At 65.4% G+C, this 20,122-nt stretch carries 1 protein-coding gene (cut by a window edge); it reads left to right on the top strand.

Annotated elements, in window-relative coordinates; all coding sequences use genetic code 11:
• On the top strand, window positions 1–20,122 hold the 3' portion of the coding sequence (locus tag NA5_RS36410) for a helix-turn-helix domain-containing protein (RefSeq protein WP_157110844.1). Its footprint begins 8,591 nt before the window's first position; 20,122 of the gene's 28,713 nt are visible here — the last part of the coding sequence; the start codon falls outside the window, past its left edge; it ends in the stop codon at window positions 20,120–20,122.

Genomic DNA, 20,122 nt, shown 5'->3' with positions numbered 1-20,122 from the left:
GGCAGAGGTGCTCGATGACCACGGTTCGCGCCGGACGGTCCAGCGTTTGCTCGACGACATCGATTCGATGCGGTCCGAGATATCGGCGGCGCGTCGGGATATGAGCGTTGGATGGCACGATATCCCGGATACCGGTCTGGCACCGTTGCTGTCGGAGATCGCCCGAGGTCTGCGTACCAGAGACGATGTAGTTGAAGCAGTAGCCGCCATTGCCGGGCCCCGGCACATCACCGTGATCGTCGATGACGCACTGCGGATGGTCGAACGGTCCGCGGTAAGCATATTCGCCGAATCCTCACTGCGCGGGTTCGTGTTTCGGGATCACGAGGCAAGAAACGTCAGGACCCTGGCGGACACCATCGTCCGCGTACGCACCATGGTGGGCATTCCTGAGACAACCCCCGATCTGTACACCCGAGTACTGGACAAGTCGGCGGAGTACCGATCCGATTTCGGCAGCTACGTGGATCAGGCCGACACGTTATACCTGCACTTCACCCCGAACATTCGCGCCATCGCCACAGCGGGCATGATCCGATCCGGCGCACACGACGAGGTCGTCAACACCACGGCCGCCCATTCCGTCGGGGTGCATTTCATCAAGCCGGGGAACTGGCAGGGGACCGAAAACTTCAACATGTACGTCGGATACGCCGGACTGCGCCGCACACTCGGACCCGGAAACAGCACTGTATTGCCTGACCCGCTCGGCGCGATCGTCGTGATGCCGCTCGGCGCGATCATGAAGGCAACGCCGATACGCAACGAGGCCAAGACGACCGCACCGGACGAGGCACATCTGGCCAGCGACGCCACGTTCCGTCCATTGAACGGGGATCCCAGATACGCCTACCCCCTTGATGACGCCTACATCATTCCTTGCTACAGCGACCTGCAGGTGCCTCGGGAGCAGCGTCTTATCATCGACCCCGACACTGGGGAGCGAAGTTCGCGACCGGTTGCCGAGCCGATCCGCGACGCCTTTCGCCACGCCGGATACGACGAGGCCTGGATCGACCGGCACGTCATCGAGCTGCCGGAACGCATCGCAGCGGACCCCGACACTCGCGGCCTCCACGGGGAGTACGACCGTACCCAAAGGTTGATCCGGCAGGCCCAGGACGAGATCAAGCGGCGGATGGCCGAGGACGGGACGTACACGGATCGACTCGTCGTTCCATTGACCACCGAGCATGGGCAGCAGTTCGAGACCCTCGATATGCACGGAACAACGCCGCCGGGTAACACGTCCGTTCCTGCGATCGAACGGCTGATTGTCACCGATCGGCACGCGCCGGTCAGTGACGCGGAGAAACCGCAGATCAAACGCACCCCGTGGACTGGGAGCGGCCGCCCGGACAGAGCACCCGACCAGCAGGAACAGCGCACTCGCCCGGCCGGACCGGCCGGTCTCATCGGTCGCCGTCCCGGGGAGCAGTCCGATTCGTTGGACGCCTCGCGGGGCGCGTGGCTGAAGGCGTTGCGGCTCGAACAGGGGATGAAGCAGAAAGACGTTGCGCAGGCCGCGGGTCTGACTAATTCCGCACTGTCCAATATCGAGAGGGGACGACGGACGACGCTCGGCACTTTTCAGGAGGTCTGCCGCGCGCTGGGAGTCGAGGGCGAGGCGCTGACCGAGGCCGTTCGGCGGTTCTATCCGGATGTCGATCTCGAAACCGATGTTGCCGCGCATGATTCGCTGGGCGGCTGGGTTGCCGCGCATCGCATCAACCGCGGCATGAAAAAGGCGGACCTCGCACGCGCGGTCGGAGTGACGCCGACGCGGATCGGGGAGGTCGAGAACGGGGATCGTCCGCCACCGAACCTTTTCTTCCGGATTGCTCGAGCGTTGGATGTGGGACAGCAGGCGCTGGCGGCGGCTGCGCGTCGCTTCTATCCGGATCTCGTGCTCGATCTCGATCCGGCGGCGCACGATCCAGCCTCACCCGGTAAGTGGATCATGGCGATGCGGCACAGCAGGGACATGACCCAGGCCGAGCTGGCACAAACCGCGGGCATGTCGTCGGGTTACCTCGCCGGAATCGAGGGCGGGGAATACACTCCGAGCTCGATCATCTTCCGGCGGATCTGCCGGGCCCTGGAAGTCGCGCCGAGACTTCTCGGCACCGCCACACACCACTTCTATCCGGAGCTCGAACTCGATCTCTCCCCGAGCACGCACAATTCCGCGTCACCCGGCAGTTGGATCGTGGCAGTGCGTCACGATCGGGATATGACCAGGATCGACCTCGCGAAGGCAGTCGGGCCCGGCTGGGGCCATCTCGGCCATATCGAGACCGGAGAATATGTGCCGAGGTTCGCGGTTTTCCGGCGAATCTGCGAGGTATTGGGGATCGACGACGAACTGCTGCGGTTGGCAACCCGGCAGTTCTATCCGCACATCGATCTCGACCTCGAGCCGGCGGCACACGACCTCGGCGGATGGATTACCGCACTGCGTAACGACCGGGACATGACTCGCGCCGAACTCGCCCGTGTGACGGGTCTGTCCACGAAGTATCTGGCGCAGGTCGAGACGGAGAACCGACGGCCGCAGTTCGGCACGTTCCGGCGAATCTGCCGGGGGCTGGGAGTCTCCGGTGGCCTGCTGATCCAGGCTGTGCGGGACTTCTACTCCGACATCACCGCCGATATCGATCCCGCTGCACACACATCGCTGGGGCCTTGGGTTGCCGCGCTACGTCACGACGAAGGAATGACGGCGACCGAGCTCGCGCAGCGAGTGGGGATTCCTCGCAGGTCTCTTTCCGATATCGAGAACAATCGCTATGTTCCGCGGCTGAGTAAATTGCGGCAACTGTGCCAAGCGCAGGGCGTCGGTGGCGAATTGTTGCTGGAGATCGTCGAGCGATTCTATGCGGATCGATACGAGCGGTCCGAATATCGAGACGAAGAAGAACTATTCAAACGGTATGTCGTGACTCGAGTGGGTTCGCCCGCAGAAAGGGCAGTCCAGGACGAGATCAAAGAGAGATTTGCGTGGGTTCCGAAGGCGGTCGCGCGTAGCGAACATCCGGATACTCGGGAAGAGGCGGAACAGGTTGCTTGGATCGGGATGCTGGTCGCGATCGCCAATCACGTTCCGTCTGCGTCGTTCGCTGCTCACGCGTGGGCCAGCTGCCGCGGAGCGGTGTTCCGGTACCGTCTCGCGCGCCGACTCCCCGATCTCGATGACCGCACGCGAAGGCTCGTGAGCACAGTAAAAGCGGAGATCCGCAGGATGGTCTCCGCGGGTGTGGCGCTCGAGAACACCGAGATCGCGCGCAGAATGGGATTGACGGTGGCCGATGTTGCGCTGGCTCGGCAGATCCTCGCTCGGCCCCCTCTGCGGCTGGATGCTCCGATCCGCGGCGACGACGAGTCGCAACCCCAGGTCGTAGGCAAGCCGGTGCCCTCGAGGTTCTCCGCCCCCGACTTCGAGCGGACGGTCCACGCCGCACTGGAGGACATGGATGATGCCGCCACCGCGGAGCGGCTGGTCATGCTTCATCTGGTCGAGGGCTTGTCCTTGACTCGCGCCGCCGAGCGGCTGGGGCTGCCCACCGCTGCCGCGGCGGACGTTCGCGCCGAGGCGGTCGCCCGATTGCGCCGTGCGTTCGACAATCGTGAACCGTCCGACGGCACCGCAAGCGAGCAGAACCAGTCGACGCCGTGGAGCACGGCGAGCGCGGAACCGGATCAGCCGCCGATTCCACCGGTGTCTCGCGGCGATTCCGCGCAAGGTGAGGGCACGGCAGACCAGCAGGAACAACGCACTCGACCGCGCGGACCGGGCGGTCTCATCGGCAGTCGGCCCTCGGATTCCACATCCGATTCCGGTGACCGCCAGCCCGCCGAAGATTCCACTACGCACGACGATCCCGCCAGACCCGATGCAGTTCACGCCACGCGAGAAGAACTCGCCCACTGGGCAACTCAGCTGTCCGACGACGACCTGCGAAACTTCCTCACCCAGGCCCAGACCGAGACTTCGGTACACATCGCGGACCTGCACCGCAGACAACCACCCGCGCTCGAAGCAGCCATTGCAGCGGCACGACTGCAGACCGCATTGGTGATCGAACAGTTGAACCGCAGCGCCGCAGGCGGTTCTGGATCTTTGTTCGCCGCGGCCGATGCCGCCAGCAATGTATTCGAGATAATCGGAGCGCTTCGAGTAAGCGACACGCCGTCGGCGTCCCCCCGAGACAGTCTCGATATTCTGAGCCAATTCCCGGAGCGACTGCGCGCAGTCGCCGAACTCGGCGCGGCGCGTTTCCTCGATGGGTCCGATTGGGTAAGACTGGTCGACGCATACCTCGTCGAGGGGCGCGACAACGACTGGGATCAAGAGGTGATCCAGTCGCTGGGCTCGCTACCGGTGCAAGCAGCGGAATTCGCTGCGGCACTTAGCAGCTCGGACCGGACCTTCGGCGACATTGCCAGTCGATATATTCCGAACGCCTACCGGGCGGCGATGTACTACCTGACCCGCAGCCACGACACCGACCAGGCGATCGACCGGCTTCGCGAGCTGGACCACGCGGTCGCCGCGGCGGTAGATCGCCTGGGGTCGACCCGGGCAGCCACCGAGGCAGGGCTGTCGCTGCTTCAGCTGCGAATGGACATCCACGCGGCAATCGCTTCCGCTGACGGGGCGATCGCTCCCGCTATGCGATCCAGCGCCATGCAGGGCCTCGACCACAATCCACAGCTACCGCGGATGATCGAGCGAATCGTGCTCGACCTCGGTGTTCTCGCCCGGCACGGCTCCGAAACACCGAGACCGATCCGACCGACCTACACCGCGCGCCCCATTGCGGTCCAGGATTTGCCCGCCTACGATGAGGAATTTTTTCCCGTTCTCGAAACTCTGGCTTTCGCTGTGCAGGACGGGAGTTTCATCAAATCGACCGGACCGTCGTCAGAGTTACTGCGGACCGGATCGAAGGGCGTTTCCTTTGTGATGGATCAGTGGGGCCGATTCCTGGCTGCGGGCCACCACAATTCCCTGCTTCACCTGATATTGGCTATGGGAGTCGAGCTGGCTGGTTGGGGCACATTGTTCACCGACCAGGACGGAGGGCTGGTCGATCCGGTACGTCCCTATGGGGTCGACATCTTCGATCCCATGGGTACCGCCCAACTGCGTGACGCGCTGACACGTGGTGGGCTCCGTCTCGATGACACCACCTTCGACAACGGGAGCCAGGGCACACTGTGGCGCCGCGATTCGGCGCCGGTGTCGGCGCTGTTCACCATGGAACCGCTCGGCGTCCTGGGAAGCATCGAGTCGATGTTCGCTGTCTACGACGACGGTTTCTGGATAAAGCCTGTTCGCGGCGGAACAACATGCAGCGCCGACGAGGTGCGAGTGCCGTTGATCCTCGGTCCTCTTCGCCACGAACCAGGCAATATCGAGGTTGTCGTATACCGGCAGGGCGACCGCACGATCGTCCAATATCGTGACCCCGACCCAGGTCTTGAACCCGATCGGGTCGCCCCCGTATTCGCCGAGTTCCATCAGCGCATGAGCCAATGGGTGGCCGAATCCGAAGGTGCGGAATGGCACCCCGACACCGCCCAGGCAGTTCACACCTTCGAACAGCACCTCGAACGATCAGCTCCCGAGCAAGACCAGCCCGACGGCTACATCGGCAGCCGCCCAACGGATTCCGCACCTGGTTCGAACGATTCGACTCGGTATTCATCCGCGGTGTTCGCACCGGATACACCTGCGCCGCAGGTACGTACTTCTCTAGCGGAGTCGCTGACTTCTCTCGCAGCGGTCACCACTTCGGCCGAGCTGCCCGCCGAACTGCTCGGTGTCGCTGCGACGCTGGTGAACTACGGTCTAGCGGCCGCAGGTGGCGACAGCGTCGAGGTTTCTATGTCGAGACGAGAAGACGATAACGGCTTCACGGTCTCCGGAATGCTGTCCGGAAGAACTCTGGTCCGTCCCCTTAGAGCTCTGGAGTCGGCGCTGTTGGGCAAGGGGTTCGGCACGTTCATGTGGCGGGGTCGGTCAGGTGAAACGGATTCTTGGTCGGTTCACCTGTGGGGAGATCGAAACAGCATCGTCCACGTAGACTCCGCGCAGTTGGCCGGGCTGGCAGTGGGTTTCGATGCCGATCAGGTGAGTTCGGCGGTGTCCGCTGCGGTCGGGCGGGCAACACGACGCTGGGGTGGCCTGAAAAGGACGGGCACGCTGGCGGTCGAGGTGCACGATGGGCAGCTTCGGGTGCGAATGCTGGGGATCATGCTGCCTGACGGTGTCACTTACGAGGCCCCCACGTTGTTCGACGAGACGATCACGCCGCCCGGCCCGGGCCGGTCCCTCGGGTTCATCGGCAGTCGGCCGTCCAAGTCTGAGGAGGACGGCCGTTTCGCTGAATTGGCGCGCAACCGCGCGGAGGCCGCAGCGGAGTTACGCGCGGCGGCACGGCAATTCGGCGAACAGCCACCCGCCCGCGGTGCGGAGGCCGCGGCCATCGAAGCATGGCGGCACGGCCAGAAATCCTCGGCCGCGACGATTGCCGCGCTGACCGGAACCACCCCCAGCTTGGTGACGACACAGATAAGCGAAGTGCTCAACCTGCTGCACAGGCGGTTGACCGCGCTCACCCAGCCCGAATGGGACCGACTGCTCAGCACTGCACGACAGCAGCCGTTGACAGCGCTCGGTCCCTGGATCGGTCGCAGTCTCGAGCTGGAAGACGATCTCCAACGTGCCACGACACTGGCACACGAAGGAACACCGGACAACGCACTCAACCACTCGAATGCCGAAAGGCGCACGCAGCGATCACGAGATCTTGACGACATGCTCGGTCGCTCTGCCATCAGCGGCGACATAGCGGCGGACGCGGATCTGGATCTACCGCAGGCACTCGAACGCCTCGCCGCCTCGACGGAGCAAACCCCCACTGGTCGCCTCTTGAACGCGCTGCTCGATCATCTGCGGTTCGCCCGGCTGATCCACCTGACCACCACTTGGATGGAACTCGACGGATACATCACCAAGAACTTCGGCCGATTCGAGACACCGGAACAGTCAGGCGATTCGGCTCCAGATGAAGGCGATCGCCCATCCCGGCCCATCGGGAACCGCCGGGGGCGTGGCTTCATCGGCAGACGGCCACCGGAAGGACCCGAACAGCACGAACCTGTGCAGAAAGATCGTCAGTCGACGCCGTGGTCACGCTCGAGCGATCGGACCGGAGCGTCCAACTCGGCTGATTCGACCCATCGTCCCGAGCCGTCGGGTGCTACTCCGTGGTCCCGGCCGACCGATAGCTCGTCTCCGGAACAGGCGACGTCGATCGAATGGCCGGATCCCACCGATACCGAATTCCCGCACCCCAACGCGTGGATCGTAGCCGCGCGCAAGATCAGGAAGATGTCTCGGAAGGACTTGGCCTTCCACGTCGGTCTGAGCGTGACTCAATGGGCGATGAAAGAACGCGCATCGAACCCACGCACCAAGGAGGTTCAGGTCTCCCCGGAGCAAGCGCGGCGCGCGCTCGAGGCGCTGGCCGCGCCGGAGAATGTCGCTGCCGCGTTTTTGCAACAGTTCTTTCCGGAGACGGCAGCGGAATCCAGCACCGATGAGCCGGACCCCGCACACGCTCCTGATTTCGTGGGCAGTCGACCTCCTGGCGACGAAACCGCAAGCCTCCGAACCGGACTCGACAATATCGCGGAGACACCCGATGTGAAGCAAACCGAGGCGATGCAGGGCCGTCCGGGAGTCACGATCGAGTTGCTGACCTTCGACGACAACGACGAGACACAGATCCTCCGGGAGACCTACGACGACGTCGACCAGGCCATGGTCGAGTGGACGAAAGCGTTGATCGGCCGGGCGATGGGCGCGCCGATCGCCGAGGTGCGATTGGATCCACCGGTATACCATGTCCTCTACCGGGATTACGTGGCCGAGGGATTACGCAACAACCCCCGCGCAGTCGACATGCTTGGCCTGTTCGCGGCGATCACCGGCAAAACGAGTCCCTTCGCCGCCGCCTTCGTCCGCCACGTCGACGGCCGCAGAGTGTGGCAGGACCACCACCTCCATCGGCAAGACATCGTCGAGATCGGACGGCTGGTGAACGCCGTCGGGGACGTGGCCCTGATATTTCCCCCGTCGATCTCGAGGACAGTGCTCGATACGCAGAGGGCGGCGATGTCCGCGTTGCGCGAGGTGGCGAAGCACGCCCCCGAGCATCCGTTGTGGAGGGCCGGGCTCGACGACGAAGCACAGGCCAAGACCAGACTGGTCGCAAGCTTCGAGCTCGATCACCCCTATATCGAGCTGTCCGGGCTCGTCAGTCCCCACGTCCCGGAGAAAACGGTCAGGGAAATCCTGGGGAGATTGGATTACCTGCTCGGCAAGTATCGGTACGCTCCGGGTTTCCACAAGCTCATGACCAACATCCGTGCACTGAAGATCGATTTCTTGTGGGAACGGCGTGCCACCACCTTCGGCCAGTGGACGAAGAACCTCGAGACTGGCAAGCTTTCCCCCGTCCGAACCACATTGACATTCAGTTTGCAGTATGCGGCCGACCCGGAGAAAGCCCTCGCTGACGGCGACCGCCGTCGCCTATACGGAACGCATCCGAGCAGTGCACAAACATATGCAGACGATGTCGACCACGAATTCGCCCACGCGATCGACCAAGCCACCAACAATGAACTCAGCGATAATCTCGCGACCGTACTGACCGACGCCTACGAAAAGCTGATCAGGTACGGCTTGACCGAGACCTACCGGGAATGGCTCGGTCGCCTCCCCTCGTTCGCCTTCGAAGATTCGACCAAGACCAGACTCGATTACCCCGAGGCCATTGCCGTCGGATTTGCCGACGCGGAGATCAACGGCATTATCGTCGGCACGCCGCAATGGGTCATCCACGAGTACGTCACGAAACCTCAACCGCCGGAAATCAAGCCGGTACATGTCGACACGTATCTGCAGGACCGTCCCGATGGCGGATTGCCGATACCCGCGAGAGCGACGCCGACCGCCGGCTCAGTACCCACCTCGCAAAACGGGCCGGGCGGTTATATCGGCCGCCGCCCAACGGATTCCACACCCGAACCAGGTGACCGGCAGCCCGCCGAAGATCCCACCACGCGCCACGAACCCGCCAGACCCGATCCGACCACTCCGTGGTCCCGGCCGACCGACGGCTTGCAACAGTTCTTTCCGGAGGCGGCAGCGGAATCCGGTACCGATGAGCCGGAACACGCCGACACGTATCAGATCGATGACCGGGATGTCGACGCGCAGCAACGAGAGCTGGCTGAGTTGCGCAAGGCCGCAGTCGCCCGCGCGGAGCGATTGAGCGACGAGCTGAATCGACTGAGCGCCGTGCTGGGTACCGATGCCGACAGGCTTATGCCGGCTTCGGAGGAAATGGGGCACTGGATTCGTGAGTTCGAGGCGGCGGCCTGGGAATTGGTCGACCTGATCGCCGAGAAAGCATCGCGCATGGTGCCACCGTCCGATGAATCGAGACTCGAGATCCTGCGGCGTCAGACGAACGAAATGCTGGCGCAAGCGACTCGGCCGGCAGGACACGACCGGATGTCATGGCTGATCGATCGTGTCCAACGCGGGCTACAGCTCACGAATGGCTCGACCCTTTCGCGGAACAACAATCTCACCGACCTGTACGGGATGATGCGCGGAGTGCTACTCGATACCGAGGTGCAGGCGCATCCGCCGGGGGATTCGTCCAGGGGCGCGGAATCGCCCTGGGCGCCGAATCGCGCGCCCAGCGGGCTCGACCGTCACGTGGCCGACTTGCTCGGTGTGCCGGAGCCGTTGCCGCAGCAGCTGGATGGTGAGCACGTGGTCGGGGGCGATCCCTTCGCCGAGTTGCGGCTGCTGAGCGAGCGGCCTTCGTCCGCAGGGGTCGGGGACTTGCTGACGACCACGCTGGCATATCTCGAAATCGGCCGAATGATCGAAATACCGCGTCTGCTCATCTCGGAGAGGATGGAAATAGCTCGGCTCAGCGCCGAGGAGAACCGGCTCGAGCTGCTTCGGCGGAAAGACCGGAATGCTGATGCGACCGAGATCGCCGACCTGGAATTGGAGCGCGCCAAGAATCTCGAATGGTATTCCCGGCTCAGACTTCAACTGATCGCCGGAGAATTCGGTATCGAGACGAGGAAATACCGCCTATCGAAATGCGGGGATCTGATCGAAGAGATCCGAGAATCGAACCGGCGGTCCGAAAGTATCGACGAACTGGTCTCGGCCTTCGAGGATCACGTGTCGGCGATCGCGGAAAGGCATCGCCTTTGGATACCGCCAGAGGTCGCAGAATCCGGCAAGGAGCGGACACCGGACCCGCAAAACGGTTCCGATGCCGGCGAAGTCGGGCTTGATCGGGCAGTTCACGCGGGACTGCGCACACTCGATGCGCTGTTTCGCGCGCACAGATTGCGCGACGAATGGATGAAGCTGTGCAACGTGCCGCCGAGAAATCTGAAGTCCGATCTTGCGCAATTACACAACGAGTTCGCGGCACTGACGCAGACCCGGATCAATGGCCTGGTGAACCCCGATCTCATCCCCTATCGGACCACGCTCACCGTAGGGCGGGCGCAGCGGACTGTCCGCGAGCTGGCAGCCGAACAGACGACATTGTCCGGAAAGGCGGCGGGGGAGCGACAGAAACAACTCGAGCAGTGGCAAGCCCAGGTAGTTCGCTACCGCAGGCTCAGCAACCTGCTCCACTACGTCGAAGAATGCGAGCGCCTTTCCAGACAACTCGACAGTGAATCCGAGCGAGTGCGCGACATCGCTCAGGGTCTGGCAGCGCCATGGGGAGTGGTCTCGTTGCGGGTGCAGCCGCGACCGCCGGGATGGGAACCGGTCGGTGCGGCGAGGGTATTCGAGCCGGCTGGGCAGGACGACACGGCGCTTCGGGAGTGGAGCGGCCAGGTCGCGGCGGCCGCGGACAGCCGACGGCGGGTATTCGATCAGATCGTGCGACGAGCACGGCAGCTCGAGGTGGAGCGACCGAACGAGTCAGGCCCACGCGAGCTGCTGGATGCGGTCGATGCCTTGATCGACTGGGCTCTGGCCGTCCGCGCCCGCGCAGGGTCGAACTCTGTGGATAGTGCCGATGATCTGGCCGCCGCCTATCTCGAGGATCTCGGCCCGATTCTGGTCGAGGGCTACTTTCCCTTGTTCTTCGATGCGCAAACCGGCGAGCGCGCCACGCGAGCGGCGGCGGCGACTGCCATTGCGCAGGAGGTCCTACGCGATGAAGTTATCGGTCCGCTCGGCGGACAATGGCGCGCACCCGGAGTGGCGGTCGTGGAAGTCGACGGCGAACCACCGCAGGTATTCGTCGCCGGTTCAGTGTGGGCGCTCGATCGGGCGCTGGACGACATCCCTCCGGAGATTCGCGCCGCGCTGGACCGCAGCCGGGCTCGATACCACTTCCTCGAGGTCGTCGTGGACGAGGACGGCCGAGCTTTCGTTCGAGAAGTCCGGCCGGTGGGCGACCAGGCTCCAGAGCCCGATCAGCCGAGTTCGATCGAGCAGCCGCCACCGGAACCCGTCCACGCGGAGCCGCCTGCGGCTCGAGCGCCGGACGAACGGGCGTGGCACGCGGCCCGCGTTGCCATCGACGACACGATCGCGGAATGGCTCGACGATGGGTTGGTCGGGGAGCGGGTCGCCGACGGTGTGGCATATCTGCCCGACGTCACCGGCGGCGGAACCTTGGTCATCGCCGCGCCCCAAGGGCTGCACCTGCGGGCATTGAGCGAATTGGCGGTGACCGACACCAGGTTCGCCGGAGCCTTGTGGCGACCGGAGTTCGACAGACAGTACGTGCGGGTGACACCCGGACCGGACGGCTCGCCGGTCGCGGAGGTCTGCGACGCGGGCGCGGCGGAGGGCCGGTATCGGGAAGCGACGATCGCCGAAATCGAGGGCATTCTGGTCGCCGAATACCTGCGCTTTCGTCAGCTGAAACTGGTCCAGGTCGGGTTCGGCGACTGGCTCGCCGGGTTGGGCGAGCACGTGTTCTACAGCAAAGAGGAGGCCCGAGCCGAGAAGAAGGGCCGATCGGTGGGCGACCGAAACGGTGTGGTAGCGGGTCGGCTCAAGCAAGACGGCACGCTGCAGGAGTTCGGCTACGCGATGGCGCAGGCCAAGTCCTCAGTGAATGTGGACCTCGCACACCCCACCGCGGTACTGATCAGAGTGATCACCCGGCAGATCCCCCTACCGGACGCGGCAGAGCCGGATTCCGACCGGTCCAGGGCGATCGGCCGATCGCTCGTCTTGCGGGGGGAGGTCGACCTCGGCGGGCTGCGCACAATGGTCGAGATCCACGACGGCGGACGCGGATGGCATATCGCACCGCCCCATGGGCACGGCGACGCGGGTGACGTGCTCAGTCGATGGTTCGAGGGGATGTCGGACCAGGATCCGGATCGGCTACTGCAGCGGATCACCGAGAATCTGGCGGCAGCCGGCCCACCAGCGAATACGGCGCAGTCTCCGGGCACCGGTCGCCGGGCCACCGGCACACAGCGTGATTTCTGGCAACTGATCGCGTCTGCCGGTGGCCGGCCCCTCGTCGTCGACGTCAGGCGCGGGGACGGCCACTGGCGTGCTCGGGTGTCGGAGGGACAGGAGGTTGGCGACTGGCTGAACGAGGAGGTCTTCTACGAAGGCACGAAGCGGCCCAGCACGGCCGGCAAGGGTGAGAACCCGCACTTCATCCAGTGGACGGACCTCATGCCGCTGCTAGATGAGGTCACCGCGCGGCTGCGTCATACGAATGTGGACCAATCCGTTCGCCAATCCAGTGCAGTCGGCGTCGTGCTGTCCCCGGACGAACTTCGCCGATACGACACTCTGGTTCAGGATGCAAACGAGGCCGGCGAACGTCTCCGCGCCTGGACGCAAGAGTTCGAAACGCTCGCCCGTCGCTTGGGTGTCGGGAACTCGGACAATCCGGGCGCGTACCTCGACCAGGAAGGTCGAAAAGCGTTGCAAGAGCGCGTAACCCTCGACCGCGAAGCGTTGGCCGAGGACCTGCACATCGATCCGATGGAGTTGGAATCGGTCCCATTGCCCGACGGCGAGCTCGCTGCTCGCGGGGAAACCTTGCGGCGGATCCAAGCACTCATCGACCGACACGGAGAAGTGACCGAGGCCCTGTCCCACGCCCAGCAGGCCCGTGACGGATTTTTGACCAGTCGCGTCATCGATGCGGAACTGGCAGGCCGGGACAACGCGCGCCGACTGAACGATCGCGTCGCGTACGTGCCGGACGCGGCGGGCGGTGTGCTGGTCGTCGCTGCACCGAAGGGCGGACACATGGCGAGTCTGCTGCGGTTGGCGGCGGATGACCCCAAGTTCGCCGACGCGCTGTGGCGAGACGGGCTGGACAAGCGGTATCTGGAGGTGACATTGCAGCCCGAGGGTCGACTCGGGGTGACGACGATTCCCGATTCCGAGGCGGAAGGTCCGCGGCGCCGACCGCTACCCGAACATGTTCCGGTGCAACTGCTGCATCATTACCTGCTCTACCGCCAGGCAGGCCTGACGAGCGCCGGGTTCCGCGAGTGGCTGAATCAGCTCGGCCCAACAGCGTTCGACAGCACAAAAGAAAAGTTGTCCGTCACGGACGGTGGCTTGCGCGGGCGAACCGCCGTGGTACAGCAGCCGCTGGTCACTGGGCACCATCTCATGGAATTGGGGTACCGCATGGTGGTCACCGATTCCACGATCGGACAGTCCCATCCAGCACATGTCCTCTACCGGCTGCGGACCCGGCAGATACCGCCGCTGACTTCGTCCCCCTCGACAGATCGGAATCCGCAAGCCGAGCGGCGGCCTACGAATATGGGCGACACCATGTCCGAGTGGCTGATGCTGGAGCGCAGCAATGGAAAGTGGCGCCTGTCACCGAACAGCGGGAGCCCGGTGAGTGATTTGCTGGCGAACCACCTCATGGATATGACCGCCAAAACGCAGGGGGGGTTGGTCAAGCAGATCGAAACATTGTTGCGCGGCACAGGCCCATTCGACGCGGCGGGGTTACCGCAAGCGACCAGCGCTGACCCACCCCGCGGCTACATCGGCAGCCGCCCGACAAACCCCTCCGATTCCGCGCCGCGGGCGCTGACACCACAGGAGAGATCGGCGCTGCGAGCCGAGCTCGCCGCATTGCTACCGCTGGATCGGGACGGGAGGCAGCAGGTTCCGATGCGCGGGGGACCGGGCAAGATACTGGATCGGCTGCTGACCGAGGAATTCGTTGCCGACCCGCTACGGCCGGGCAGCTACGAGGTCGTAACCGAAGCCATCGCCGACACGGTGGCGACCGTATTCGGTGAGCGGCCCACGCCCGATCGCCGCAACCTGGTGGCAGCCATTCACGGCATACTCGCCGACTTCGCCCTGTCCGGCGACGCCAGCGCCCTGCGCCGACACATGGCCGATCTCATGCGGCACGCAGCGCAAACGGCTGCTCCGGGCAACCATCCTCGTGCTGGTGCCGAACCCGCTGGCGGACAACCGATTCCCCAGTTCGATGTCCAACCGGCCGAGCCCGGTCCCTCCGAGCCGGAGCACCGTGGGACGGGCGACTCGACCCCGGAGCCGCACCAGTCCGCCGATGCGCCGATCGATTGGCTGCCATCGGCACACGTGCCGCGCACCGTCGTGTCGCTGATTCGCGAGCTGTCGAAGAAGGGCATGACGCAAGTGCTCGCGGAGCCGACGCGGGCACGGGCAATTATCGCCGAGGTCGGCACACGGTTCGCGGAGGCGGATCTGCCGGTGCGCGTCGGTGGTGCCACGCGTCGGCTTGCGGAGTTGTTCCCACCGGAACAGCTTGCGTACCTGCGGTATTCGCTCGAGCGGTCGATCGCGTCGGGATGCCTGCAGTACAAGCTGACCGAAACGGCGCTAGAGCAGATGATGAGTCATCCGGAACGGGTGACGGCAGCATTGCAGTCGGGATATTCGGAGGTCGAGCCGGGTTATTTCGCGTCGTGGCTCGACGATGACTACGTCATGCACGGCCGCGACGGCTATCCACGCGATAGCGGCCAGCACGCATTCATGCAAGCAGCGGTCGAGCATCTCACCGCGGTCTGGGATCTGGTGGACGGGCCGGTATGGCAGGACCTCGCGGCCATCAAAGACGAATGCTCCCGCGAGCGGGCTCCGATCCTGGACGCGATCCCGCCGCACCGGCGAGCCGAGTTCGGCCTCCCCGCCCACTCGGTCGACGAATTCGCCATACCCGGCGACAAGACGGTACTCAGCGCCGCGACCAATATGGGCAGCATCCAGATCGTGCTGCGCGGCTATCTCGAGAGCCTCGTCGCGCACGCGGACGTGATCGAGGGCTGGCCTTGGGCGAGCATTCAGCACAGCATCCTGGAATTCGCCAGCCGCCTGAGCGTGATGGCCGGGGTCACCTTCGCCACGCTGGGCGACTTCACCGAGCCGCGCGACCCGCCGCGGTTCACCTTCGAATTCGACACCACTAACAAGACGATCACGTCGGTCGCGATCACCGGAACGGCGAAGCAGGCTCGCGCAGCCGACCGTGGGGGCGTGTGCCCGGGGTTCGTCACGTTCGACCCGACCGGAGCAGCCGAGGCGTCGATTGATCAGCTCCGGCAGTCATTGGCGGAATTCGACATCGCGGCGTACCGCCAGACGTCGGGCTCGAAGATAGCGGTGATGGTCGGTGCGTTCCTGCTACCGCTGCTCGGACGCGATTACTCGCAACTTCGACTCACCGGACCGACCCTCACCGACCGCATGTCCGGCCGCTCCGACGATCCGGACCGAGCGGTGCCGCGGCCGACCGGCCAGCCGCCCGGACAGCCCGGAGACGACCAGCGGGAACACCTTCTGACGCAGTTCCTCGCCGTCGCGGCTGACCGGGGATACGGTGCGACGTCGTTGGAGCTCGTCTTGGAGCGCGCCCGGTTGACGCGCCGGTCGTACTTCCAGATGTATCCCGGTAAGCAGAGCGGCTTCGAGGCCGCCTGTGCGGCGGCGATCGACCGCGTGCGGACCGCCTGTGCCGCGGCGATGCCGGACACGCCGGAGCCGCACGGCAGGGTGCGGTCGCGGCTGGAGACCGCCACGCGCGCCTACCTCACCGCCCTGGCCGAGCATCCGGACGCGGCCTGTGTTCTGCACCGAGACCTGCTCGCTCCCGGTCCCGGCGCTCGCCCGCTGCACGACCGGCACCGCTCCATGCTCGCCGAGCACTTCGCCAGGGCGCTCGGTTCCATCGACACACATACCGCCCGCGTGCTCGCCTCCGCGGTCACCGGCATCGTCACCGATCGGATCCGGGCCGCAGGTGCCGAACGCCGGGCGATCGCGAACCTGCCGGACCTCACACCCGCGGTCACGGCCTTGGCCCAAGGCCTCCTTCCTCCCGGGACCGAGGTGAACGACCCGAGCCAGGCCGTGACGCGCCGCAACATCGGGCCCGATGGGTTCATCGGCAACCGACCCGGTGGCGGTGACGAGCCAGCCGATCCGGTGCGGGCGCTGGGGCCGGAAGGTGCCGGAACTCACCTCCAGCTGATCGGGCCGGTAGATGCCCGTGCTGGGCTGCCCGATTACACCCCGCCCGATGCGGACCTGCGTATGCGGGCCGAGCGGGTTTTGCGTGAGCAGTGGGGGTCCGGGGCGAGCCCGGAGGATCTGGTGTATCGATGGCGGCGGCGACCGGCTGGGAACCGTGCGGTCGCCGTCGAGGAACGTGTGGCGCACGCAGCCGAGAACGCGCGGCGCGCGCGAGGTCTGAGCGTGGAGGAGCTGCGGGCGCTGGTGCTGGTGTGGCCGGAATTTGTCGGCAAAGCGGGGGGATTCCCGCGAGACGTGCGCGACCAGGCCAATCGGTGGGCGTTCGCGAAAGCGAGGGCCGCGGTCGAGGACTCGGCGCGGCCGACCGACCGGGAGCGGGCGCTGCGGGAGTATCTGCTGAATGTCGAGGACTTGTTGATCCGGGCCCGCCAGCGGGCCGCGACGGTCGCGACGCCCGGAGTACCGATACCGACCGTGCTGCTCGAGCAGTTCGATGCGGACCGACCGACCGCTGGCTCGATCATTATCTCGATCGGCAGCGCCGATCCCCTGTCGGAGGCGTGGCATGTGGATGGCACCGCTGGCGATCTGCGCCGCCTGGATCAGCGAATGCAGTTGGCGTGCAACCACTATGAGGCGGCCGTACGGGAAAACCCGGATCGCCCGGTCCGGGTCGTGGTGTGGTCCGGTACTGATGGCCATCGGTTGGCCGGGGATATGGCAGCGCTGTCCGCCGACATGCACGCTGGCGCAGCGTCGCATCCCGCGGTTCGGCCGCAACGTCAGCTGGTCGTGCACGGTAACGGCGGTCGGTCTGCGAAGAAGGCACTGTCACACGAGTCGGCGGCGCATACGGTCGACACAGTGGTGGTCTGTGGCGACTCGAATCTCGCGACGATGCGTGACGCGCTGGCGGATATCGCATCGTCCACCGACGTTTACTACGGGATCGCATCGCGGGCGAGTAACCCGGCGAAAGCGCTGGATTTGCCGGGCGTGCAGTTCGCGTGTCGGTTTCCGACCGGTGATGCGGGCACTATCAATTCCGTGCTGAAGGATGTGCGCGACAAGGCGCAGCGATACGAGAAGGAGCCGTTCGAGGCGGGCAAGCCGATCGATGACGAATTCCTCCTCTATATCGACGATCGCACCAAGGCGGCCACCGAGTCGCTGAACAATATGAGCCGCATTCTGGCCGGTCGCCCAGATCGGGTCGCGCGCCATGATGACGCGCAGGTTCCGTGGGTGCGCTTCACCGACTGCATCGAACGCAACGTCGACGCGCAGGTCGATTCGGTCTACGGTGCTATCTTTCCGCGCGATCCGGACACCGGCGTGCCCACCTTGGTCGAGACCGCCGGTGACGGTGCGCTGGCCCGAAGTGCGATCGACAAGCGCGGCGGCCGGGACGCGAGTCCCGATGTCCTACTGCATCGAGGTCTGCCGGACGATTTCACCAGAGCCGGTCGGCTCGCGGTCGACAACAAACGGTGGTGGGACGCACTGCGTCGCGACGAGCAGCGCGCGGTCGTGGCGCGGTACCCGGAAATCGTCGGCAATGCTCCGGGCATTCCGTCGGAGGTAGCGAACTACGCGAACGATTATCGGCGATATGCCACTGCCGCCGCTATCCATGCGAAAGGCGTCAGGAAAGCCGGGCGGATGGGGCGCCAGATATTCAGAAATCTCTATGCCGTCGATGAGGCACTCATCCGCTCGGTAACGGTGCACCGCGACATCCCCGCGCCGATGGTGTCGACGGTGGCATTGGACCCGACGGCGTTCGGCGGCAATGGATCCGGCACATTCGTCATCGGCAACTGTCGACTCGAGGACGCCGAACACGTGGTCTGGTACGCGGATGGCGTCAACACGCGGCTGCAGTCGGCAACGGCCCGGCTGGGGAGTGCGCGGAATCTGTACGAGGAATTGGTGCGGGCGGATCGCGCCACCAAGGTCGCGGTGGTGTGCTGGATCGGGTACGAAGCCCCCGCCAACTACAAGGAAGCGTGGGCAGCCAGACCCGAACTCGCCGAGGCCGGTGGGCGACTGTTCGCGCGCGATGTGCTGGCCTTGCGCGCCGTAAGCAGTGCGAGATTTTCCATGCTCGGTTACAGCTACGGCACCCCGGTCGTATCCGACGCGACCGTGGGTGGGCGACTGGATGGCGTGTTCGGCAACGGCACGATCGTGGGGTCGCCCGGGCGTGGTCGACGCTACGACAGCGCGACCGATGCCAGTTGCCGCCACACCTGGGTGCTGGCGCAATCCGACGATACGGTGACCGGTTTGGGGGGCGTTTCACCGGACGCGCGTGGCCGGTTGCTGGGTGACGGGCCGCTGGGGCTCGGGACCGATCCAGCGACCGACACCAACGCGACCCGAGTGCGTGCCGAACGCGGTTTCCCGTACTCGCTGGCTCCCTTCGACGGGCATGGCGAGTACCTGCAGTATTCATTGGTAGCTGCCGCGCAGCCCACGGAGTCGTTGCGCTACGCCGCGTGGTGTCTTGCCGGGCGTGGCGCCGAGGTGCCTACCGAGCAGCATCGGCCCACCGTCGACAACCCGACCGCGATGCATCGCATTCGCGCGGCTGTGGTCGACGCCGCCCGTGATCGCCGTGCGCCGCAATTGGACGCCGCACTCGACGAGCCCGCCGGGGACGTGGCGACCGATCCGTCCGGTGCCCGGTGGACAGGTCCGGTCGAGGCTGACGTGGCGGTACCGGATGCTTCCGATATGGCCAGGGTGGGACCGCGGATCGCAATACGGCTCAGGGGAGGACTGCTAACGGATGATGGGCGGGCATTGACCGACGCGCTCGCACTGGGCGTGCACGCGGTCGTCGTGCAGGTAGGCCGGGCCGCCGCTGACATGGCCGCCCTCGACGCCGCATGCCGGTCGGCGGACTTCGCGGATGCGGCGCTGGCGGTGGAGGTGTCTGCGGGGCCTGCCTGGTCCGATGCGGAGGTCCGCGCGCGAGTGCGAACGATCGCGGCCGCGCTGGAGCGGCACGGTGTGCGAGGTGAGCTGCACGCGGTCGATCTGCGGGTATTGGCAGCGGCCGCGGAGGTGGCACCGGATTGTCGGCGCGTGGCGATGATCAACACGCTGACGGTGGCCACCAGAGGGATGCGCGGCGCCACCGGTTGGATGGCTCGATCGTTGCTGCCGGGTGCCACCGACATCGACGCCATCATCAAGGACGTGCGCGGTGCCGGGGCCAGCGGTATCGCGGTCCCTTACCCGCTGCTGTCCGAGAGCTTCGTGCGGCAAGCCGACGCGGCAGAGATGCGTCTGGCCGTATCGGGCGTGGCCGGTTCCGGCAGGATGCGTGCGGCGATCGCGCTTGGCGTCGGCGAGATATGGGCGACAAGCAGCGAGCATCTCGCCCTCCTGCGCGCAGAGGTCGCTGAAAGCGGGTTCCGGATACCCGAAGCGTTCTCGCGCTCGACGCCACCGCCGGATGGCCCGCCGAGAGCCACGCCGTGGTCCGGTCTCCCGGGCCGATGA

This window comes from Nocardia anaemiae NBRC 100462 (genome assembly GCF_001612725.1).
Taxonomy (GTDB): Bacteria; Actinomycetota; Actinomycetes; order Mycobacteriales; family Mycobacteriaceae; genus Nocardia; species Nocardia anaemiae.
Note: the sequence above shows the minus strand (reverse complement) of the source record. Positions and strands in the feature narration are given on the sequence as shown.